A 21,984-nucleotide genomic window follows, 5' to 3' on the forward strand; every position below is an offset into this window, starting at 1 on the left:
ATCCTTTGGGTGAGGCTTGCTGTCACAGGGCGGGATAAACCAAAAGCGTTACGAATGGGTCAGCGATCGGCCCAGCAGCCTGTCGCATTGCTTAATGATCGTGGCCGGCCGGCACTGGCGGCTGGCCGAGCGCCTCGCCCAGGCGACGGATCGCCGCGATCTTGGCATCGAGCGCGCTCCAGTCATCGTGTTCGGCGATCGGCGCCCAGATGCTTTCCACTTCGTCGATCAGCAGGCTGGGCGGGGCCTCTTCCTGCCACAGCGGATGGTCGCTGCCACAAGGTTCATAGGCAGCGAGCGCGGGCAAGGCATCGGCACCGCGCCCACCGCGATGGGCGTGAAAGAATGCATCGGGGCCGGTCCCGCTGGCGCGCATCGCCGCCTCGCAGGCCGCGATCAGGGCGCTATCGCGTTCTAGCCCTTGCGATGCCACGCCCAGGCGCCAGCACCAGCGGCGCGCCATGGCCGCCTGATAGAGCGGGCCAAAGCGTTCAAGCGCGGCGATCAGCGGCGGCGCTTCCTCCACCAGGCGCAGCGCCACGGCCAGCTGGCCGCAGTTCCAGCCGATCACCTCGGGCTGGCGGCCAAAGGCATAGCGGCCAGCCTCGTCGAAATAGGCCGCGACAAAGCCCGCATCCCAACGCGGCAGCCAGCGCCACGGGCCATAGTCAAAGCTCTCGCCCGTCACGTTCATGTTGTCGGTGTTGAGCACGCCGTGGACAAAGCCCGCGACCATATAGCTGGCGGCCATATCGGCCATGCGCGCCACCACCTGGTGCAGCAGCGTGGCCGCCGGGCTGGACCCGGCAGGCGCGGCATCGGGCGCACCGGGAAACTGCGCCAGGCAATAGGCGATCAATTCGTGCATTTCGGCCGGCTTGTCGAGCGCGAGCAGGCGCTGGAACGTGCCGATGCGGATGTGTCCATGGCTGAGCCGCGCCAGCACCGCCGAGCGGGTGGGCGAGGGCTCATCGCCGCGCCACAGGTTCTCGCCGGTCTCGATCACCGAAAAGGTGCGGCTGGTGTTGACGCCCAGCGCTTCGAGCAGCTCGGTCGCGAGGATTTCGCGCACCGCGCCTTTCAGCGTCAAGCGCCCATCGCCGCGCCGGCTCCACGGCGTCTGCCCCGAACCCTTGGTGCCCAGGTCGAGCAGGCGGCCCGCGCCATCGCGCAACTGGGCAAAGGTAAAGCCGCGCCCATCGCCCAGGTCGGGATTGTACACCCCGAACTGGTGCCCGTGATAGCGCAGCGCCAGTGGCCCGGGCAGATTGCCGGGCAGCGGCACGAAGCGGCCGAAGTGGGCGATCCACTCGTTATCACTAAGGCCATCGAGGCCCACCTGCGCGGCGGCGCGATCATTGCGCCAGCGCAGCACGGTCTGCGGAAAATCGGCCGCCGCCACGCTGTCGCCCAGCCAGGGCGCCAGCGCCGCCAATTGCGGATCGGGGCGATAGGGAATGGCTTGACCCGGCAGCGGGCGATCCGACACGGCTTGCGGGACAGGCTCCATTCTTCCATTAGTGGGGTGCTTGGTGGCCACAGGCAAGGCGCCTTGTGGCTTAACAGTGATACAAGACACGGGAAAACGCGTTTGCCCATCGCCACATTCGAGATTCGCAGTTGGGCCAGCACCGATGGTTTGCGCCTGGCCTATCGCGCCTATCCCGGCGATGCGACGCGTCTTCCGGTGATCTGCCTGCCCGGCCTGACACGCAATGGCCGTGATTTCGAGGATTTGGCCCCGCATATCGCCGCGAGTGGCCGCTGCGTGCTGTGCCCCGATCTGCGCGGGCGGGGGGAAAGCGACTATGCCCGCGATCCGATGACCTATCAGCCGCCGGTCTATGCCCAGGATCTGGCGGGCCTGCTCGCCGCAGAAAAGATCACCCGCTTCATCGCGATCGGCACGTCGCTCGGCGGCATTCTCACCATGGCGCTGGCGGCCGGGCAGCCGGGCCTGGTGGCGGGCGCCGTGCTCAACGATATCGGCCCGGTGATCGATCCGGCCGGCCTGGCGCGGATCACCGACTATGTCGGCCAGGGGCGCAGCTATCTGACCTGGATGCATGCCGCACGCGGCCTGCGCGAGACGATGGGCGATATCTACCCGGATTTTAGCATCGAAGACTGGCTGCGCCTAGCCAAGCGGCTGATGGCACTGGGCACGGGCGGGCGCATCGCCTTTGACTATGACATGAAGATCGCCGCCCCGATCGACGCGGCAGAGCAGGCGCGCGACGATGCTGCGGCCAAGGCCAGGGCAGAAGGTACCGCGCCGCCGCCCGAGGCCGATCTGTGGCCGCTGTTCGCCGCGTTGACGCCGGTGCCGCTGGTGGTGGTCCATGGCGCCACGTCGGACATTCTCTCGGCTGATACCGCCGCCGCGATGGCGCAGCGCCATCCCGATTGCACGCTGGTGACCCTGCCGCGCGTGGGCCATGCCCCCACACTGGACGAACCCGAGGCACGCGCGGCGATCGATGCCCTGCTGGCCCGGCTGGACTGACGGTATCTGGCGCAGGAACCTTGACCATGGATCGCCAAGCCGGCCCGGCCCGCCGCCTGCATGTGCTGCACCTGCATTCCACGTTCGATGCCGGGGGCAAGGAACGCCGCAGCGTGGCGCTGATGAACCGTTTCGGCAACGCGCTCGATCATTCGGTGGTTTCGGCGCAGCCTGGGGCGCTGGGCGCGCGCAGCCTTTTGGCCCGCGGGCTTTCGGTGCATTTTCCGCTGGGTTTTCCCCCGCTGGCGGGCAAGCTCGGCGTGCGTCGCCTCCAGACCCTGGCACGCGGCATGCAGGGGTTTGACCTGATCTGCACCTACAACTGGGGGGCGATGGATGCGGTCATGGCCCATGCGCTGTTCGCCCAACTCTATGGCCTGGCGCCGCTGGTCCACCATGAAGACGGCTTCAATGCCGACGAGGCAGAGCGGCTCAATCCCCGGCGCAACTGGTTCCGGCGCGTGGCCCTGGCCCGGGCCAGCGCACTGGTGGTGCCCTCGCGCCGGCTGGAGGCCGTGGCCCGCGATGCCTGGCACCAGCCGGCCGACAAGGTCCACCGCATTGCCAATGGCATCGACACCGCTGCTTATGCCCGCAAGGCGCGCCCTGACGCGCTGCCGCGCGTGATCAAGCGGCCGGGCGAAAAGTGGGTGGGCACGCTGGCCGGCCTGCGCCCGGTCAAGAACCTGCCCCGCCTGGTGCGCGCTTTTCGCGCGCTGCCCGAAGAATGGCACCTGGTGATCCTGGGCGAAGGACCAGAGCGCGAGGCGATCCTGACCCAGGCGATGGATCTCAACATCGGCCACCGCGTGCATCTGCCCGGCCATGTTCCCGATCCGGCGCTGGCAGTGGGGCTGTTCGATTTCTTTGCGCTGTCGAGCGATAGCGAACAGTTCCCGCTTTCTGTGGTTGAGGCGATGGCCGCAGGCCTCGCCGTGGCGAGCCCGGCCGTGGGCGACGTGGCCGAGATCGTTGCCGCTGACAACGCGCGGTTCATCGCGCCGGTCGGTGATGAAGCGGCGCTGGCCCAGGCCATGCTGGACCTGGCGACCGACGAACTGGCGCGCCGCCGCGCCGGGGCGGCCAACCGGGTTCTGGCCAAGCGCGAGTATGATGAAAGCGTGATGGCCGGCCACTATGCCCGCGTCTATGCCGATGCGCTGGGACTGGCACAATTCCCGTGAAGCATCGTTCGTTGTCGCGATGTTGCAGGCGGTTGCTCGCTTAACCATCGGTTCAGCGGGGGACAGCCAGCATCATAGGCGTTGAAAAGGTGGCTCCATCCGCTAAACACCGCGCCCATTCCGTGCAATTCTTGCCTATCCCTTGCTCTCAATCGCCGAAAGCTTAGCCTTGGCCCTTAGACCGAACCGTCCGCAAAACCCGTCCGATCCGCGTGCCGTGGCGCGCGCCGCCGAAGGCAATGTCTTCGCCCGCGAAGTGGACGATGCCCTGCGCCAGGATGAAGCGCTTTACACGCTGCGCAAGTGGGGCAAGCCGGTTGGCGCGGCCGTGGTGCTGGGCCTGGCCGGGCTGGGTGGCTGGCTGTGGTACAGCAACCACCAGGATACGCTGCGCGGCCAGCAGGGTGAGCAACTGACCCAGGCGCTCGACAATTTCGAAGCCAAGAACGACAAGGCCGCGCAAGCCCTGCTCGATCCGCTGACCAAGGATGGCACCCCGGGCAACCGCGCCGCCGCGCAGCTGCTGCTGGCCGGCAAGGCGCAGGACGATGGCAAGGCCGATCAGGCCGCCAAGGGCTTTGCCGCCGTGGCCGCCGACAGCAATGCGCCGCAGGCCTATCGCGATGCCGCCACGGTGCGTGAAGTGGCCATCACGTTTGACAAGCTGCCTCCGCAGCAGGTGATCGACCGCCTCAAGCCACTGGCCGTGCCGGGCAATCCGTGGTTCGGCAGCGCCGGCGAACTGGTTGGCCTGGCCTATCTCAAGCAGGGGCACAACGATCTGGCGGGGCCGCTGTTTGCCGCCATTGCCAAGGACAAGGACGTGCCCGACACGATCAAGCGCCGGGCGCGCCAGGTTGCCGGCAGCCTGGGTGTCGACGCGGTTGACGATGTTTCGGCAGTTATCGGGCAGGCCCAGTAAGGCTGCCACGGTTTCCCGATCGATCGGGTTTGCATGCATTGCGCGCCGCCGCCCGCCACGGGCCGCCGGGGCATGACAGGACAAGGAAGACAGGCATGATCCGCATTCCCAGCCAGGGCCACATGGCCCGCCAGCCAGGCGCCGGCACCGATCGCCGCCGGATTGCGGCGCTGGCCCCCGCGGCAGTGCTCGGCCTGGCCCTGGTTCTGGGCGGCTGCGCCGGGCACAAGGGCAAGGTCAAGGCCACGCCCACCGTGGGCGAACGCATTCCCGTGCTGTCGCGGATCGAGGCCGGCACCAAGGTTGACCCCACGCTCGCAAGCATGGACGTGGTCGTGCCCGCGCCCGTGGTCAACACCGAATGGGCCCAGGGCGGTGGCACTGCCAGCAAGTCTTCGGGCCATCTCGCGCTTGCCGATGCCCCGCAAAAGCTGTGGTCCACGCGCATTTCCGGGTCTTCGCCCAAGCAGCGCCTGGCCGCATCGCCGGTGGTGGGCAATGGCACTGTCTTCGTGATGGACACCGAAGGCGTGGTGCGCGCGCTCGATGAAAACAACGGCCACGAAAAGTGGAAGCAGGGCTTCCGTCTGCCCGAAAAGAACGATTCGATCTTTGGCGGCGGCGTCAGCTTTGATTCGGGCAACGTCTACATCACCACCGGCCTTGGCGAAGTGGCCGCGCTCGATGCGGCCGATGGCAAGATCAAGTGGCGCGTAAAGCCGGCCGGCCCGCTGCGCGGCGCGCCCACCGTGGCGTTCGGCGCGGTCTATGTGATGACGCAGGACAACCAGATCTTTGCGCTCAACACCGCCGATGGCACCAACCTGTGGAACCAGTCCGCCTCGGTCACGCAAAGCGGCGTGTTCGGCGTGGCGGCTCCCGCTGCTGGCCAAGGCACGGTGATCGCCGGCTACAGTTCGGGCGAGCTGGTGGCCTATCGCTATGAAAACGGGCGGCAGCTGTGGTCCGATGCGCTGGCGCGTACCTCGATCGCCACGAGCGTTTCGACGCTGACCGACATCGATGCCGATCCGATCATCGAACGTGGCCGGGTCTATGCCCTGGGCCAGGGCGGCCGCATGGCCGCCTATGAACTGGTCACCGGCCAGCGTATCTGGGAACTCAACCTGGCGGGCATTTCCACCCCGGCAGTGGCCGGTGAGTGGATCTTCACCCTGACCGACGAAGACAAGCTGCTGTGCATCGCCAAGTCCACCGGCAAGGTCCGCTGGATGAGCCAGCTGCCCCGCTATCTCAAGCCCAAGAAGAAGGAGAGCCCGATCTTCTGGACCGGGCCGGTCTTGGCGGGCAACAAGCTGTGGGTGGCCAATTCGCGTGGCGAGATTTCCACCATTACCGTGGGTGATGGCACGCTGGCCCGCGTGACCAAGGTGGCTGCGCCCGTTACCCTGCCGCCGATCGTGGCTGACAAGACCCTGATCGTGCTGGATGACAGCGGCGAAATCACCGCCTGGCGTTAACCTTCTTCACCGAATTTCCACTTCTGCGCGTATAAGCGGGCGGGTATGACCAAGTCGCCCGCCCACGCCGTTTCGCCCCGCCCTGCCAGCGATGTGTCCGTCTGGGTAGGCTTGGTGGGCCTCGCTGGCCTGCTGGCATGGGTGGCGGTGTGCCGCGCCTGGCCACAGATCGTCGATGCGCTGGGCTTGCCAGGGCCGCACGCGCGGCTGGCCGGATCAAGCGCGGCGGTGCTTGCCCTCTTGTTTTCCGGCACGCCGATGGTGGCCTGGTCGCTGCTGGTCGACAAGGTTCATCGCCGGCCCTCCACCGGCATCGACTGGATGGCGCCGCGCCCGTTGCGCAGCGTGCTCGATATCTCGATCACCAAGCTGGCCGGGCTCTGGGCCACCTGGGCGCTGATCGCCTTCGTCTATTGCCTGGGGCGCTGGTATTGGCGCGGGCAGTATCTGTTCGCCATGGACCTGTTGGAACAGGCCGCGCCGTTCCTGTTCCTGGGCGCCATTCCCTATGTGCTGTGGCTCGATCGCGTGCTGGTCAGCCCGCGCGACGGGGCCTGGCATTTCGGTGCCATGCTGATCGGGCGCGAAGCCTATGACGTGGACCAGGTGTGGCACCACTTGCGCGCCTGGACGGTGAAAGGCTTTTTCTGCGCCTTCATGATCTCGATCCTGCCCGGTGGTTTTGCCGCCGTGGTCGAGGCGGACTGGACCGGGCTGTGGGCCGATCCGGTACGCTGGTCGAACACCGCGATCGAGGCGATGTTCATGATCGACGTGCAGATCGCCATGGTCGGCTACCTGCTGACGATGAAGCCGCTCGATGCCCACATCCGCACGGCCAATCCCTATCTGGCGGGGTGGGTGGCAGCGCTGATGTGCTATCCGCCCTTTGTGCTGATGGGCGGCGGCGGCGTGCTGGACTATCACCAGAACACCGCAGAATGGGCCTATTGGTTCGATGGCCATCCGGCGCTGCTGTGGGCCTGGGGCCTGGCGCAAGTGGTGCTGACGGCGATCTATGCCTGGGCCACGATTGCCTTCGGCTTGCGCTTTTCCAACCTTACGTATCGCGGCGTGCTGACCAACGGCCCCTATGCCTTTACCCGGCATCCCGCCTATCTGTCGAAGAACCTGTTCTGGTGGCTGGTGACGATGCCGTTCCTCGCCACCACGCATTCCAAGGTTGATGCCGTGCGCAACACGGTCACCCTCGCGCTAGTCAGCGCGGTCTATTTCTGGCGCGCCAAGACCGAGGAAAAGCACCTGCTGGGCGAAGACGCCAAGTATCGCGCATACCATGCCTGGATGGCCCAGCATGGGCTGATCACGCGGCGGTTGGGCCGGTTGGTGCGAATGGTTTTTGGTCGGTCGGGCGCGGGTATCCACTACCCCCAGACCCCCTCATCCAAAGAGGATGGGGAGGATAAAGCATTAATCTAAAAGTCCCCTCCTCTTCATAGGAGGGGGTTGGGGGGGAACCCTAGCGCTAAGCGCTCAAACCGCCACGCCTTCATCGCTTTCGAACACGCGGATGTTGCGCTCGGTCAGGCCCAGGCCGGCGCGCTGCTGTGCCCAGGTGGCCATGTGCGCGGTCTGGAAATGGGCGTCGAGCGCGGCGCGGTCGCGCCACTTTTCGCTGACGTGGATCACTTCGGGATCAAGCGCATCGTGCGAATAGGCATAGGCCAGGCAGCCGTCTTCGGCGCGGGTAGCCTCGATCACCGCGCGCATCATCGGCGCGGCAGTGGCGAAGGCGGCGGTCGGCAGGCGAAACGTGCCCATTACCAGGATCATGGGGTGCTATCCTCTCAAAAGCTCTTGGCGGCATAGACCTTGGACAGGTCACCGCCCCAAGCGCCGTGGTACAGATCGAGCAGGCGTTCGGCCGGGGTCTTGCCCGAGGCGACGATCTCGTCCAGCGGCAGGAGATAGCCGGTCTCGTTGTCTCCGGCTGCGTTGAGGCGCCCGCGCGCGGCCAGGCCCGAGCGCGCAATGTCGAGCACGCGGCCGGCGATGTCGCGCAGGGTGCCGCCACCGGGCAGCGGCGCATCGAGGCCCAGCTTGGGCACGCTGGCGCGCAGGATCTCGCGCCCTTCCATGTCCCAGTCCTTGACCAGATCCCACGCCGCATCGAGCGCGCCCTGGTCATAGAGCAGGCCCACCCAGAACGCGGGCAGGGCGCAGATCCGGTTCCACGGGCCGCCATCGGCGCCGCGCATTTCCAGGAACGATTTCAGCCGCACTTCGGGGAAGGCGGTGGAAAGGTGGTCAATCCAGTCGCTCTTTCGCGGCTTTTCGCCGGGCAGAGCGGGCAGCTTGCCATCAAGGAAATCGCGGAACGACTGGCCGGCGGCATCGATGTATTTGCCGTCGCGGAACACAAAGTACATCGGCACGTCGAGCATGTAGTCGACATAACGTTCATAGCCGAAACCGTCTTCGAACACGAAGGGCAGCATGCCGGTGCGCGCCGGATCGGTGTCTGACCAGATGTGGCTGCGATAGGACAGGAAGCCGTTGGGCTTGCCTTCCAGGAACGGCGAATTGGCAAACAGAGCGGTGGCCAGCGGCTGCAACGCCAGGCTGACGCGGAACTTCTGCGCCATGTCGGCTTCGCTGGCATAGTCCAGGTTGGTCTGGATCGTGCAGGTGCGCAGCATCATGTCCAGCCCCATCGTGCCCACGCGGGGCATATGGCGCAGCATGATCTCATAGCGGCCCTTGGGCATGATCGGCAGATCGCCGCGCGCCTTGTCGGGCCAAAGGCCAAGGCCGAGGTAAGCGAGGCCAAAGCGATCGCCGATGGTCTTGACCTGGGCAAGATGGCGCCCGGTTTCCGCACAGGTTTCGTGCAGGCTTTCCAGCGGCGCGCCCGACAGTTCAAGCTGGCCGGCCGGCTCCAGGCTGACCGCGCCATCCGGGCCGGACATGGCAATGACCTTGCCGCCTTCCATCACCGGCTCCCAGCCGAATTCGGTCAGCGCCATCAGCAGATCGCGGATGCCACCTGGCTCGTCATAGGACGGGGCGGCATGATCGGCCGTGCGATAGACGAATTTCTCGTGCTCGGTGCCGATTCGCCATGCCTCGCGCGGCTTTTCGCCCTTCTGCATGGGGGCGACAAGCTGGTCCCGGCTCTCGATGAGAGGATCGTTGCTATCTGAAACCTGTCTCGTGCTCATGCCCGCATCCGTTAGTGGCCAAACGGACTTTGCGCCAGCGATAAACGTGGGATGAACGATTGCAGGGCGGCAATAATCCCAGGGGTGTGCGCGCAGCGCAAACCCTCACGCGGCAGCCCAGTCCCCCGCAACCCCCATCCACAATCCCAGGCCCGCCACGGCTGCCGTTTCGCCCCGCAGGATGCGCGGACCCAGGGTAATGGCGTGGGCGGCAGGATGTGCGCGGATCGCGGCGCGTTCCGCTTCGTCAAAGCCGCCCTCCGGCCCGATCAGCAGTGCCGCTGGGCCCTTGTGCGCGGCAAAGGCAGCGGCAGCGGGCGCGCCGCCCTGTTCATCGGCAAAGAATAGCGCGCGCCCGGTTGGCCAGTCGCGCAGCATGGCGTCGAGCTTCACCGGATCGAACAGCGCGGGCAGGGCAGTGCGTGCGCATTGCTCGGCCGCCTCGGTCACGATCGTGGCGGCGCGCTCGGCATTGAGCTTGTCGGCCACGCAGCGCCGCGTAATCACCGGGCGGATCTGGCCGGCGCCCAGTTCTGTCGCCTTTTCCAGCACCCAGTCGAACGCCTGCTTCTTGAGCAAGGCCGCGCACAGCCATAGATCGGGCACCGCCTCCAGTGGCCGCAACTGCCGCTCGAGCGTCAGCATCATGTCACGCTTGCCGGCGTGCGCCACGCGGGCAAGCCATTCGCCGGTCTGGTTGTCGCACAGGATCACCGCGTCGCCCGGCCCAGCGCGCATCACCTTGCCCAGATAGTGTGCCTGCGCGCCCTCGATCGCCAGGCTGGCGCCGTCTTCCAGCCGTTGTTCCACGAACAGGCGCGGGGCAGAGCGGGGCGGCCAGGCGGGGGTGGCGGGCAGATGATCGGTCATGGGCAGCGTTCATAGGCAGCGCCGCGCGCGGCGGCAACACGCGGGCGATCTGTCCCCTTGCGGGCCCGACCAAACCGGCGCAGGAGCATGGCAGCATGACCACGGCAACCGATCAGATCGTCCCTGACAGCGAACATCGCGGGCTGGTGGCCCGCCTGCCGCAGCCCTTGCGCGATTATGCGCTGCTCGCCCGGCTGGACCGGCCGATCGGCTGGTGGCTGCTGTTCTGGCCCTGCGCCTGGGGCGTGTTCCTGGCCGGCGGCGCGCGGCAGTGGCACTTGGTGGCGTGGATGCTGCTCGGCTCCATCGCCATGCGCGGGGCGGGGTGCGTCTATAACGATATCGTCGACGCTGATCTCGATGCGCGGGTCGCCCGCACGGCGCAGCGCCCGGTGGCCAGTGGTCGCGTGCGCAAGAAGGCGGCCTGGGCCTGGCTCGTGGTGCTCGCTGCGGTGGGGCTGGTCGTGCTGCTCCAGTTGCGCTGGCAGGCGCAGATCGTCGCGCTGGGCAGCCTGGCGCTGGTCGCCGCCTACCCGTTCATGAAGCGCATCACCTGGTGGCCACAAGCCTGGCTCGGCCTCGTCTTCACTTGGGGCGCGCCGACCGGCTGGGTGGCGGTGCACGATGGCGACCTGGGCGCACTCGCCGCGCTCTATGCCGGGGCGATGTGCTGGTGCATCGGTTATGACACGATCTATGCCCTGCAAGACCGCGAGGATGACGCCATGGTCGGCATCCGTTCCAGCGCCCGCGCACTGGGCGCCAAGGTGAGGCCTGGTGTCAGTGCATTCTACGCCGCTGCCGTTGCGCTATGGGCACTGGCGTTCTGGCTGATCCATCCCGATCCCCTGGCGCTGCTCGCGCTGCTGCCGGTGGCGCTGCACCTGGCATGGCAGGCGCTGAGTCTTGACGTAGACGATGGCGACAACGCCCTGGCGCGGTTCCGTTCAAACCGCACGGCGGGTTTCCTGATGGCGCTGGCGTGCCTGGTGGTGGGGAGCGCGGGGTAGGCGGGCCGAAGCCGTTTAAATTCCCAACACCTTGCGCAACTCGGCATTCATGCGTGATTGCCATCCCTTGCCGCTGGCACGGAATGCGTCGAGCACATCCGGATCAAGACGCAGGGTCACCTGCTTCTTGGGGGCCGGTGAAACGGGGCGGCCCGGAGTTTTGAGCGCGCCGGTGGCAGGCCGCACCAGCGTGTCGCCCCGATGGATGGCTGCCATCCGGAACATGTCTTCGGTCCACTCAGGCGCATCGTCCGGGTCAATCCAGGGCTCTTTTGCGGGCTTCGTGTTCTTTTGCATGAACATGCCTCATCGAAATGATCCGGCGGCCTTCGCCGCGCGGCGTCCAAACCAGCGACACCGCCCGGCCATCGAGCCAGCCGAAAGTGAGGAAGCGAGCTTCCCCATAGTCAAATCGTTCGTCGGCAACATCGAAGTGTTCGCCGGCAAATACCCTGGCCGCGTCGGCAAAATCCAATCCGCGCTCTTCCAGGGTCTTTCGCCGCTTCGCGGGATCGAACGTGATCTCCATCACAGCGTGATGTCACGACGAAACCTGTTGCGTCCAACCCGGATGCCACCATCTTGGCCGGAAACATTAATGTAACTACAAAAAATGTCAAGGTCTGGGCAAACACGCCCCCCAATCAGTTCGGCCGTGGCTCCACCGGATAGACGATGAAGTCCGGCCGCACGGCCTTCACCGGCGTGTCGCCCATGGCATCCACGGTCTGCACCAGGTCGGCAATCGCGGCGGGCGGCAGGGCCAGGCCGTGTTCGGCCGGGTGTGTGGGGGCTTCCATCGGATAGTCCTGGCCCGGCGTGGTGGTCATCTCGATATGGGTGCCGAGCAAGGCGCGGATCGGGTGCGTCTGGGCAAAGGCGGCCAGGCGATGGGCGCTGGCGCGGAATTCGGCGAAGTGGTTGATCGGCACGTAGAGACGGCCGGGATAGAGCATGTCACCCGACAAGAGCAGACGGGTTTGCGGGTCATAGATCATGACGTGGGCGCTTTGATGACCTGGCGTCGGGATGGCGCGCAGCACGCGGCCGGCCAGGTCCAGCGTGCCCAGGCCGCTGGGCCAATCGGTCACGTGAAATGCGCTGGCAACATCGGCCGGGGCAAGGCCTACCACGGTGGTATCCGGCCGATCGGCAAATTCGCTGTCGCCTGCATGATGGTCGCCGTGGCTGTGCGAATGGGCCACCGTCAGGTGCAGCGGGTGGTTGCCGTGGGCCTGGCGCCATTGCGCGATCACGCGTTCCACCGTGGGCCGCACCATGAGGCCGCCGGCGCCGGTATCGACCAGCAACGCGCCGCTTTGCCCGAACAGCAGATAGAGAAACGGCGCTTCGAAATTGGTTTTCACTGATTGGCGGATCACGAAGGTGTCGGCATCAACCTGTTGCACCTGCATCTCTTGTTCGCTGGCCGTGGTGCCATCGATCCAGTGCGCAAAGGGCGGGGGATCGAACGCCGGGGCCGCGCCGATCAGCAGGGACGATCCTGCCATGAGGGCAAGGGGAAGGGTGAGGCGAAAGCGCTGTCGATCGGTCATCCTGCCCGAATGGCACGCGCGGGCGCGCGCGACCATGACGGCGCGCGCCCGCGTTTTTGATCCTGCGCGCCTAAACGGCCGACGCCAGCAGTTCTTCGGCGCCGCCCAGGTCCACGCTGACCAGGCGCGACACGCCGCGCTCCACCATGGTCACGCCAAACAGGCGGTGCATGCGGCTCATGGTCACGGCGTTGTGCGTGACGATGAGGTAGCGGGTCTGCGTTTCGGCGACCATGGCATCGAGCAGGTCGCAGAAGCGTTCGATATTGGCATCGTCGAGCGGCGCGTCCACTTCGTCGAGCACGCAGATCGGCGCCGGATTGGTGAGGAACAGGCCAAAGATGAGCGCCACGGCGGTAAGCGCCTGTTCGCCGCCAGACAGCAGCGTGAGCGATTGCAGCCGCTTGCCTGGCGGCTGGGCCATGATTTCCAGGCCTGCTTCCAGGGGGTCGTCGCTGTCGACCAGCGCGAGATGGGCTTCGCCGCCGCCGAACAGGCGGGTGAACAGGCGGCGGAAATGGCCGTCCACCGCTTCGAACGCGGCGCGCAGGCGCTCGCGCCCCTCACGGTTGAGGTTGCCGATCGAGCCGCGCAGGCGGTTGACCGCTTCGGCCAGTTCCGCCTGTTCGGCCAGGCTTTCGGCCTGGCGCGCTTCGGCCTGCGCCAGCTCGTCGGCCGCCACCAGGTTGACCGGGCCAATCCGCTCCCGCTCGGCCAGCAGCCGCTCATGCGTGGTGCTTTCGCTGGCGGCATCGCCCACCTCGGCCCCGGCAAAGGCAAAGCGTTCGGGCAGCAGCGGCGGCGGGCATTGAAAGCGTTCGCCGGAAATGCCGGCCATTTCCTGGCGGCGCTGGTCTTCGTGGCTGGCCTGCGCGCTGGCCGTGGCGCGCGCCTCACGCGCGGTGGCCAGGGCTTCGGTGGCCTGGGCGAGGGCCGTATCGGCGGCCTTGCCGGCGGTTTCGGCCTGGGCCAGCGCGGCTTCGGCTTGGGCGAGATCGGTGGAGAGGCGGTTGCGGATCGCTTCGCCCTGTTCGATTTCGGCGATGAGGCCGGCCGGCTTGGCTGCGCTGATCGCGCGTTCGGCGGCCAGGTCCTGGGCGCGTGTCGCCATTTGCGCCAGGCGCTTGGCCGCGTCGCCGGCGCGGGCCTGCCAGTTGCGCATGTCGGCCTTCATCCCGCCCAATCGCTCACGCCCCACGGCCAGCGCCTGTTCCAGCGCGGCATGGGCTGCCATGGCCTGTTGCAGGGCGGTGCGTGCTGTCTGGTGCTGGGCCTGCGCCGTGGCAACGGCGGCGCGGCCTTCTGCCGGATCGGGCAGCGCGGCGTGGCGGGCTTGCGCGCCCTCCGCCTCGGCCTGGGCTGCGGTGATCTGTTCGGCCAGGGCTGCTTCCTGCCGGGCAAGGTCAGCGGCGCGGGCCTCCTGCTGCGCGCGCGCTGCCTCGGCCTGGTCCACTGCGCGCAGGGCGCTGCGTTCGGCTTCGGCCGCCTGGCCGATCAGGCGTTCCACCCCGCTCCATTCCGCCTGGGCCTGGGCCAGGCCATCGCGCGCCGCATCATGCGCAGTCTGCGCCGATGCCACCGCCGCGTCGAGCGCGGGACGGCGCGCCTCCAGGTCGGCCAGGCGGTTGTCGGCTTCCAGGGCGGCCGCCTCGGCCGCGCCTTCGCCGCGCGCAACAAAGCCGTCCCAGCGGCGCAAGTGACCGGCGCGGGTGACCAGCCATTCCCCGAGGTTGAGCGCCTCGCCGCTGTCGGCCTCGACCGCACGGACCAAGGCAAGCCGCGCCGCCAGTTCTGCAGGGCAGGCGCGCAGGTGATGCAGCAGCGCATCGGCAAGCGGCGCGGGCGGTGTGGCGCCGGTCCAGAACCGCCCTTCGCCGGCCGCTGGCGCCGGGCCGAGCGGCGCGGTGGCATCGCGGCCCAGCACGGCAGCGAGCGCGCGTTCCCAGCCGGGGGCGACGCGGCAGCCCGACAGCGCCGATGGCCCGCGCCCGCGCGCCGCGGCGGCCTTGGCCCGCGCCGCCTTGTCCCGCGCCAGGGCTTCGGCCTCTCGCGCGACGCCGGCGAATTCGGCCCGCGCGGTGGCGAGGGCATTGGCGGCGCCGTCGCGGTCCTGGGTCAAAGCCTCGCGCGTGGTGGCCAATTCCTCGCGCCGGGCACGCTGCGCCGCCAGGGTTGCCGCAGCCTCTCCCCGTCGGCGTTCCGCCTCGGCCAGGGCGAGTGCGGGATCGGGTTCGGCAGCCAGGGCCGCGCGGCGCCCGGCGAGGCGCTGGGCCTCGCTGTCCAGCCGCGCCAGCGCGGTTTGCGTGGCCGCCAGCGCGGCCTGGGCCACGCGCCACTCGGCCTCGACGCCGGCTTGTTGCGCCTGGGCCTGTGCCTGGGCCAGTTCGGCGGCGCGGGCGGCGCGTTCCGCCTCGTCCAGCGCGCCGGCCAACAGCGGGCGGCGTGCTTCGTCGGCCAGCAGGGTGGCTTCGGCGCTGGCCAGGTCGCTTTCCAGCCGGGCCAGGGCCTGTGCCGCCTGCGCGGTCAACTGGTCGGCCTGGGCGCGGTCTTCCTCGATCGCGCGCAATTGCCGATCGATATCCGCCACGCGCTGCTCAGCTGCCTCGAGCTGCGCGGAAAGGGCGGCCATGCGCTGCCCGTGGGCAGAGGCATCCTGGCGGCGATCGAACAGCTCTTCGCGCGCTTGGGCGAGGGCCGTGGCGGCGCTGTGCTGCGCGCCTTGCGCGGTGACGGTGGCGGCCTGGGCGCCGGCGACGGCCGCCTCGGCCCGGGCGGCAGCCTCACGCGCGGCCTGGGCAGCGGCGGCGGCATCGCGCCAGCGGGCAAAGACCAGCCGCGCCTCGGCCACGCGGATCTTGTCGGATACGGCGCGATAGCGCTCTGCCGCGCGGGCCTGGCGGCGCAGCGCGGCGATCTGGCCATCGAGCCCGGCCATGAGGTCTTCCAGCCGTGCCAGATTGGCCTCGGTCGCGCGCAGTTTTTGTTCGGCATCGCGCCGGCGCACGTGCAGGCCGGCAATGCCCGCTGCTTCTTCCAGCATCATCCGCCGCTCGGCCGGCTTGGCGGCGATGACTGCTGCAATGCGCCCCTGGCTGACCAGTGCAGGGCTATGCGCGCCGGTGGCGGCATCGGCAAAGATCAGCCCCACGTCCTTGGCGCGCACGTCGCGGCCGTTGACGCGATAGGCGGAACCGGCGCCGCGTTCGATCCGCCGCACCACTTCCAGTTCGCCGCCCCACTGGTCGTCAGGGTCGGTCTGGGCGGTCAGGGCCACTTCGGCAAAGGCGCGGGCCGGTCGGCTGGTGCTGCCGGCAAAGATGACGTCGTCCATGCCGGCGCCGCGCATGGCCTTGGCCGAAGCCTCCCCCATGACCCAGCGCAGCGCTTCCAGCAGGTTGGACTTCCCGCAGCCGTTGGGGCCGACCACGCCGGTCAGCCCCGGTTCGATGCGCAGTTCGGCCGGTTCGACAAAGCTCTTGAAGCCCGAAAGCTTCAACCGCTGGAAATGCATCGCCCCGGCCCCCCTGGCCCCATCCCCGGAACGGGGATCAGCGCGCGCCGGCGCGCTGCAGGATCGGCTCGAGCTGTTCCCAGGTGGCCACGTCCACGTTCTTGCCGTTGACGATGAAGGTGGGCGTGCCGCTGATGGTGTACTTGTCACCGGCGGTCTGGGTATCGCTGGCCAGCGCCTCGGCAGTCTTGGAATTGGCGAGGCAGGCCATTGCCTGATCGCGCGCAATGCCGCGGGCGCCGAAGAAATCGATCAGGCCGCCCTTGTCGGCCATCACGCCGAACATCTGCGCGGGCGGCAGGTTCATCGCCTGGATTTCCTTGGCGGCGGGCTGCAGCTTGGCAAAGATGTCCTTCTGGTTGGCATAGACCTGCTGGGTCAGCGCAAAGAAGCTGTCCGGCGAGCCGCAGTGCGTCAGCATGGCCATCGTCGTGTCGAACGGATCACGCACGAAATTGCGGAATTCCAGGCTGACGCGGCCGCTGTTGACATAAGTGTCACGCAGCTTGGGGAAGCCCTTTTCCTCGAACTCGGCGCAGTGCGGGCAGGTGAGCGAGCCGAACTCGATCAGCTTGATCGGCGCGTCGGGATTGCCCATCACATAGCCGCCATCGGCATTCTTGCTGACCACATCGCTCCAGGCCTTGCCGGCGGGCGGGGCCACGGTGGGCAGGGCAGCGGCAGACTGGGCGGCCGGGCCGCCGGCATCGTCCTTCTTGCCGCAGGCAGCAAGACCCAGGGTGAGCGGCAGGGCCAGAAGCGCAAGGCGTGTGGTGGCAAATTTCATCACAGGTTTTCCCGTTGCATGGGGCGGTAAAGGGAGGGGGGTGCCGATCAGTTGATACGCGCTTCAAGCTGCGGCTTGAGCGCGGCCCAGCTGGCCGTGCCGGCCAGCGGCAAGCCGTTGATCATGAAGGCCGGCGTGCCTTCGACATAGTCCTTTTCGGCGGCGTCCTTGGTGCCGGCGGCCAGGCGGTTGGCCAGGCCTTCGTCAGCGAGGCAGCGATCGGCCGCGGTACGGCTGACCCCGCGCGAGGCCATCATGTCATAGAACTTGAAATCGCTGGCGATGGCGCGGGTGCGGCTGGCCAGCGGGCCGGTGATCCAGCGCTGGCGCTGGGCCGGGCTGGCGGTCATTTCCAGGCCGATCCAATCGTCCTGGCGCGTCAGGAACATCAGGTGCGTCTGCCAGAACTGTGCGGGCGGCACGCAGTGGGTGAGCAGCGCCACGGTCAGGTCGATCGGGTCGCGCACGAAATTGCGCACCTCGATCGAACCCTTGCCCGGGGCGATGAAGCCCAGGCGCAACTGGGCATCGGCTTCCTGGGTGAAATGGGCGCAGTGCGGACAGGTATAGCTGATGTATTCCACCAGCTTGACCGGGGCATTGGGGTTGCCGAGCAGGAAACTGTCGCGCGCGGTGCGCACCACGGTCTGGTTCCAGTTGCGGCCAGCGGGTGCGGCGGGCGCCTTTTTCGGCGGAGCAGCCTGGGCGGGATTGGCCACCAGCGTGGCAAGCGCGGCGGCAAGCGAAAGGGCCATGGCCCTGGCAGTGGAACGAAGTGTCGTGGTCACGTTCGGAATGGTCACTTGCGGATATCCCTGTTGTCCCGGTTTGGCTTTGGTTCTGGTTTGGCGCTGGCTTCGCCCAGCGAGCGGGCGAGCGATTCCAGCACGGCCCGCAGTTCCGGGTCTCCCACGGCGCGCAGGCTGTCGCCCAGGTCCATCGGCACCGGTTTTAACGTCGGCGGCGCCAGCGGCGCAGGGCCTGTCGGGCGTGGCGCCTGAACCACGCCTTGACGTAGCTTGACCTTGGCCACGGCGCGATAGCCGAAGAAGCGGTTCACCCGCTCGATGATCTCGGGCACCACGTGCTGGATCAGCGGGGCATGGGCGGGGGTTACCACCAGTTGCAGGATGCCGTCGGCCTTTTCGCCCGGGGCAAAGCGGATCGATTCGGGCATGCAATGGCGGGCATGGGCCGTGCCGACGATTTCGGGCCAGCGGGTCACGACCGAGCTTTGCACAAAGCCGAAGCGGCGAAACGCGGTGCGGCCGATCGCCGGCATCAAGTCGGCAATCTGCCGTGCCTCTCCGCCGCGCTTGCGCTCAAAGCCCTTGGGCGCGGCCTTGCTCGCTGCCGCGTTGGCTGGCTTGGCGGCCGGCTTGGCGGCACCCTTTCGGGCAGGGCGGGGTTTGGCCTGATCGCTTTCCATGATGGCGCCTGCCATGCCATAGCGGCGCCATGCAAGCCAGTGGCCATCCTGACGATTTCCCCGCCCAACGTGATGAAACCGCAAGCGTGCCGGCCAGCCATGGCGTGGCCGCGGCCCTGCTGGCCTGGTACGATGCCCATGCGCGGGTGCTGCCCTGGCGCAGCCGGCCGGGAACGGCGGCGCCCGATCCCTATCGCGTGTGGTTGTCGGAAGTGATGCTGCAGCAGACCACCGTGGCAGCGGTCGGCCCCTATTTCGAGAAATTCACCCGCACCTGGCCCACCGTGCATGATCTGGCCGCCGCCGACGACGCGGCGGTCATGGCGGCCTGGGCGGGGCTGGGCTATTATGCCCGCGCGCGCAATCTGCTGGCCTGCGCGCGCGCGGTTTCCGCGCTGGGCGCTTTTCCCGATACCGAGGAGGGCCTGCGCGCGCTGCCGGGCCTTGGCGCCTATACCGCAGCGGCAGTGGCGGCGATCGCGTTTGGCCGGCATGCCGTAGTGGTCGATGCCAATGTCGAACGGGTGGTGGCGCGGCTGTTTGCCATCGATGTGCCGTTGCCTGCGGCGCGGCCTGCCATTCGCGCGGCCACCGCCACAATCACGCCCACGGCGCGCGCGGGTGATTTCGCCCAGGCGATGATGGACCTGGGCGCCACCATCTGCACGGTCAAGGCGCCGCGCTGCCTGCTTTGCCCACTGCGCGGCGCCTGCCGGGCAGAGGCGGAAGGCCGGGCCGAGGCGCTGCCGGTCAAGGCGCCCAAGAAAGCCAAGCCGCAGCGCCAGGGGCATGCCTATTGGATCGAACGGGTCGATGCCGATGGCCAGGCGCAGGTGCTGGTGGTGACGCGGCCGGGCAAGGGCATGCTGGGCGGCATGCGGGCGCTACCCGACGATGGCTGGAGCGCGCGGGCCGATGGTGATAGCCAGCCGCCGGTGGCCGGAACCTGGCGATTCGCCGGGGTGGTGCGCCATGCCTTTACCCATTTCGATCTCGATCTGCATTTGCTGGTAGGCGCAGGATTTTCTCCCGCTAATATCCCCGGCGCCCACATTCCCGGTGCGCTGTGGTGGCCCCGCAGCGATATGGAAAATGCCGGGTTGCCAACGGTTTTTGCCAAGGCGGCACGCCTGGCATTGGCCGGTGCGCACGAAGGGTGAAAGCGCCGTGGGCGCAACGATGAACAGGCGTCTTGGAAAGGTTTGGCTGCAATGCACGATCGCATGACACTTCCGCAAACCCCGGCGCTCAGCCGTCGTGGCCTGCTGGGCGGGGCAGGGCTGCTGGGCGGGGGGCTGCTGTTGCAGCGCTGGGCCCATGCCGCGCCGACAGACCCGCGCCTGCCGGCCATTACCGGCCTGCTCGATGACTATGTCGGCAGTGGCAAGCTGGCCGGCGCGGTTGCCACGCTGGGCTGGGGCGATGCCCCGCCCGAGGTGGTGGCGCGCGGCACTGGCACGCGTGGCGATGCCCGGCCGCTGGATGAAAACGCCCTGTTCCGCATCTATTCGATGACCAAGCCGATCACCGGCATGGCTGCGATGATCCTGATCGACGAGGGCAAGCTTGGCCTCGATCAGCCGATCGCCGATTTCCTGCCGGCCTATGCCCACATGAACGTGCTGGTCGATCCGGCCGGCCCGGTGGACAAGGTGGTGCCGGCAACCGCACCGATCACCGTGCGCCAGCTGCTGACGCACACGGCCGGGCTTGGCTATACCATTATCCAGACCGGCCCGATCCGCGATGCCTATGCCGCGGCCGGCATCATGCCCTATCGCGCCACCCGCGTGCCGCTGCCGGGCTTTGGCGAAGTGCATACCGCGCCCAGCCTGGCTGCCTTTGCCGACAATCTCGCCCGCCTTCCCCTGGTCTATCAGCCGGGCACGCGCTGGTCCTATTCGGTGGCGCTCGATCTGATGGGCCGGATCATCGAACTGGCTTCCGGGCAAGAGTTCAGCGCCTTCCTGAAAGCGCGTTTCTTCGATCCGCTGGGCATGGACAGCACCACGTTCCAGCTGGCCCCGGCCGATGTGCCGCGCTTCACCACCAACTATGTCGTGGCCGATGGCCGCCTGCTGCCGATCGATGGCGCGACCAATTCGGTCTATCTCGATCCGCCGGCCTTTCCGTTTGGCGGCGCAGGCCTGATCAGTTCGCCGCGCGATTATGACCGGTTCCTGGCCATGCTGCTGGGCGGCGGGGTGTTTGCCGGCAAGCGGGTGATGAGCCAGCGGGCGGTCGACATGGGCACCAGCAACCTGTTGCCGCCCGGCGCCAGTACTGCAGGTACGTGGATTGCCGGCCATGGCTTTGGCGCGGGCGGCCGCGTTGGCCTTGGCGATTCGGCGGGCACCTATGGCTGGTCGGGCGCGGCTGGCACGATCGGCTTCATCAGCAAGGTGGGCGGCGTGCGCGGCGGGTTCTTTGCCCAGTTCATGCCCAGCACAGCCTATCCGTTCGATACTGCATTCCCCCAGGCCGTGCGCAGCGATGTGCGCGCGCGGCTGCTGGCCCAGCACAAGGTTGCCGCATGACCACTACCGACACGCTGGCCCGCACCTTGGCCCGCGCGCTGCCGCCGATTGCCTATGCCGGCAATCCGCTGGACCGGGCCGATGCGGTGCGCACCGATCCGGTGCGGCTGGCGGCGGTGCAGGCCGCGCCCGACGCGCAGTTGCTGGTGCTCGATGGTCTGGCGCCGGAATTTGGGGCCGATGGCGGGCTGACCTGGGCGCCGCTGCAATCCGCGCCGGATGGAGCGGACCTGGTGTTCCTGGGACTGGATGAAGCCGGGCGGGGCTGCTTTGCCGCCGCCGCGCCTGGCCTTGGTGGCAGCACGGCGCCGGCTGCGCCCAATCTGCGCGCCCTGCTCGATGCCATGCCGGCGCGTGACCTGGCGATTTATGGCGGCGCGCGCAGCCTGGTCGATTGGCATGCCCGCCACCGCTTTTGCGCGCGCTGTGGCCATGCCACGCAGGCGACCAAGGGCGGCTGGCAGCGGTCTTGCACCAATGCGGACTGCGGCGCCGATCACTTTCCGCGCGTCGATCCGGTCACGATCATGCTGGTCGAACATGACGGGTGCCTCTTGCTGGGGCGCCAGCCACGCTTTCCCGCCGGGCGCTATTCCGCGCTGGCCGGCTTTGTCGAGCCGGGCGAAACGGTGGAAGAAGCCGTGGCACGCGAAGTGCTGGAGGAAGCCGGCGTGCGCGTGCGCGACGTGCGCTATGTCGCCAGCCAGCCCTGGCCCTATCCCTCGTCGCTGATGATCGCCTGCCATGCCCTGGCCGATGATCCCACCATCACAATCGATCAGAACGAGTTGGAAGACGCGCGCTGGTTCACCCGCGAAGAAGTCAGCGCCGCGCTGGAGGGCCGGCCCGATGCGCCGTTCGGGGCGCCGACCCATACGGCGGTGGCGCGGCACCTGCTGGAATGGTGGATGGCGCACAGGGGCTGAACCGGCGTTGGCTGTACCGGCGTTGCGCATGCCCGCGCCGCTCGGGTTTCCAACGCCCCACAAATTCGCTATCGGCCCGTGCC

At 68.0% G+C, this 21,984-nt stretch carries 20 protein-coding genes; 9 read left to right on the plus strand and 11 right to left on the minus strand.

Features of this window, described 5'->3' with window-relative positions; translation table 11 throughout:
• Positions 1–91: 91 nt before the first annotated feature.
• Positions 92–1,510: a protein adenylyltransferase SelO family protein gene (locus C8K14_RS14070; protein WP_107717103.1), complete on the minus strand. Its 1,419-nt coding sequence runs from the start codon at positions 1,508–1,510 to the stop codon at positions 92–94.
• Positions 1,511–1,597: 87 nt separating this feature from the next.
• Here C8K14_RS14070 and C8K14_RS14075 point away from each other — a divergent pair, with 87 nt between their 5' ends.
• The 5 genes from C8K14_RS14075 (at position 1,598) to C8K14_RS14095 (ending at position 7,533) form a co-directional block, all read left to right on the plus strand.
• Positions 1,598–2,506 (plus strand): alpha/beta fold hydrolase, encoded by a 909-nt coding sequence (locus C8K14_RS14075; RefSeq protein ID WP_107717167.1) that lies wholly within the window; start codon positions 1,598–1,600, stop codon positions 2,504–2,506.
• Positions 2,507–2,532: 26 nt separating this feature from the next.
• Complete coding sequence (locus C8K14_RS14080; protein ID WP_233251090.1) at positions 2,533–3,690, plus strand: glycosyltransferase family 4 protein; 1,158 nt, start codon at positions 2,533–2,535, stop codon at positions 3,688–3,690.
• A 169-nt stretch (positions 3,691–3,859) separates the two neighbouring features.
• Positions 3,860–4,612, plus strand: coding sequence for a tetratricopeptide repeat protein (locus C8K14_RS14085; protein ID WP_107717104.1), 753 nt, complete (start codon positions 3,860–3,862; stop codon positions 4,610–4,612).
• A gap of 122 nt (positions 4,613–4,734) precedes the next feature.
• A complete protein-coding gene (locus C8K14_RS14090; RefSeq protein ID WP_022675024.1) occupies positions 4,735–6,093 on the plus strand; it encodes a PQQ-binding-like beta-propeller repeat protein in 1,359 nt (452 codons plus the stop codon).
• Positions 6,094–6,138: 45 nt separating this feature from the next.
• On the plus strand, positions 6,139–7,533 hold the full coding sequence (locus C8K14_RS14095) for an isoprenylcysteine carboxylmethyltransferase family protein (protein WP_107717105.1): 1,395 nt from the start codon (positions 6,139–6,141) through the stop codon (positions 7,531–7,533).
• A 54-nt stretch (positions 7,534–7,587) separates the two neighbouring features.
• Here C8K14_RS14095 and C8K14_RS14100 read toward each other — a convergent pair whose 3' ends face one another.
• From C8K14_RS14100 to C8K14_RS14110, 3 genes are all read right to left on the minus strand, one after another.
• Positions 7,588–7,887 carry a putative quinol monooxygenase gene (locus C8K14_RS14100; RefSeq protein WP_022675026.1) on the minus strand — a complete coding sequence of 100 codons (300 nt, stop codon included), beginning with the start codon at positions 7,885–7,887 and terminating at the stop codon, positions 7,588–7,590.
• A 14-nt stretch (positions 7,888–7,901) separates the two neighbouring features.
• Positions 7,902–9,275 carry a glutamate--cysteine ligase gene (locus C8K14_RS14105; RefSeq protein WP_107717106.1) on the minus strand — a complete coding sequence of 458 codons (1,374 nt, stop codon included), beginning with the start codon at positions 9,273–9,275 and terminating at the stop codon, positions 7,902–7,904.
• Positions 9,276–9,380: 105 nt separating this feature from the next.
• Positions 9,381–10,133 carry a 16S rRNA (uracil(1498)-N(3))-methyltransferase gene (locus C8K14_RS14110; protein ID WP_199223737.1) on the minus strand — a complete coding sequence of 251 codons (753 nt, stop codon included), beginning with the start codon at positions 10,131–10,133 and terminating at the stop codon, positions 9,381–9,383.
• Between the two features lie 107 nt (positions 10,134–10,240).
• Here C8K14_RS14110 and ubiA point away from each other — a divergent pair, with 107 nt between their 5' ends.
• A complete protein-coding gene (gene ubiA, locus C8K14_RS14115; protein ID WP_107717108.1) occupies positions 10,241–11,155 on the plus strand; it encodes a 4-hydroxybenzoate octaprenyltransferase in 915 nt (304 codons plus the stop codon).
• A 15-nt stretch (positions 11,156–11,170) separates the two neighbouring features.
• On the opposite strand, the gene C8K14_RS14120 is transcribed toward ubiA, so the two are convergent.
• The 7 genes from C8K14_RS14120 to C8K14_RS14150 all read right to left on the minus strand — a co-directional run bounded on the left by C8K14_RS14120 (position 11,171) and on the right by C8K14_RS14150 (position 18,453).
• Positions 11,171–11,452 (minus strand): BrnA antitoxin family protein, encoded by a 282-nt coding sequence (locus C8K14_RS14120; protein WP_107717109.1) that lies wholly within the window; start codon positions 11,450–11,452, stop codon positions 11,171–11,173.
• Positions 11,412–11,684, minus strand: a complete 273-nt coding sequence (locus tag C8K14_RS14125; protein WP_107717110.1) for a BrnT family toxin — start codon at positions 11,682–11,684, stop codon at positions 11,412–11,414. The genes C8K14_RS14120 and C8K14_RS14125 overlap by 41 nt, the downstream gene beginning before the upstream one ends.
• Before the next feature lie 115 nt (positions 11,685–11,799).
• The gene (locus C8K14_RS14130) at positions 11,800–12,666 is read right to left on the minus strand and encodes an MBL fold metallo-hydrolase (RefSeq protein WP_233251091.1); all 867 of its coding nucleotides are present in this window, start codon (positions 12,664–12,666) and stop codon (positions 11,800–11,802) included.
• A 115-nt stretch (positions 12,667–12,781) separates the two neighbouring features.
• Entirely contained in the window at positions 12,782–16,222 is a 3,441-nt protein-coding gene (locus C8K14_RS14135; RefSeq protein WP_107717112.1) for a chromosome segregation SMC family protein, read from the minus strand.
• A 37-nt stretch (positions 16,223–16,259) separates the two neighbouring features.
• On the minus strand, positions 16,260–17,009 hold the full coding sequence (locus C8K14_RS14140) for a thioredoxin domain-containing protein (RefSeq protein WP_022676844.1): 750 nt from the start codon (positions 17,007–17,009) through the stop codon (positions 16,260–16,262).
• Positions 17,010–17,056: 47 nt separating this feature from the next.
• Complete coding sequence (locus tag C8K14_RS14145; RefSeq protein ID WP_051146370.1) at positions 17,057–17,764, minus strand: thioredoxin domain-containing protein; 708 nt, start codon at positions 17,762–17,764, stop codon at positions 17,057–17,059.
• A 44-nt stretch (positions 17,765–17,808) separates the two neighbouring features.
• Positions 17,809–18,453, minus strand: a complete 645-nt coding sequence (locus C8K14_RS14150) for a DUF721 domain-containing protein (protein WP_022676846.1) — start codon at positions 18,451–18,453, stop codon at positions 17,809–17,811.
• A 14-nt stretch (positions 18,454–18,467) separates the two neighbouring features.
• Here C8K14_RS14150 and C8K14_RS14155 point away from each other — a divergent pair, with 14 nt between their 5' ends.
• The 3 genes from C8K14_RS14155 (at position 18,468) to nudC (ending at position 21,901) form a co-directional block, all read left to right on the plus strand.
• On the plus strand, positions 18,468–19,598 hold the full coding sequence (locus C8K14_RS14155; RefSeq protein ID WP_107717113.1) for an A/G-specific adenine glycosylase: 1,131 nt from the start codon (positions 18,468–18,470) through the stop codon (positions 19,596–19,598).
• Positions 19,599–19,661: 63 nt separating this feature from the next.
• Positions 19,662–20,975: a serine hydrolase gene (locus C8K14_RS14160; protein ID WP_107717169.1), complete on the plus strand. Its 1,314-nt coding sequence runs from the start codon at positions 19,662–19,664 to the stop codon at positions 20,973–20,975.
• Positions 20,972–21,901 carry an NAD(+) diphosphatase gene (gene nudC / locus C8K14_RS14165; protein ID WP_107717114.1) on the plus strand — a complete coding sequence of 310 codons (930 nt, stop codon included), beginning with the start codon at positions 20,972–20,974 and terminating at the stop codon, positions 21,899–21,901. The genes C8K14_RS14160 and nudC overlap by 4 nt, the downstream gene beginning before the upstream one ends.
• Positions 21,902–21,984: the final 83 nt, after the last annotated feature.

The sequence above is a fragment of the Novosphingobium sp. GV079 genome (genome assembly GCF_003058045.1).
GTDB lineage: Bacteria > Pseudomonadota > Alphaproteobacteria > Sphingomonadales > Sphingomonadaceae > Novosphingobium > Novosphingobium capsulatum.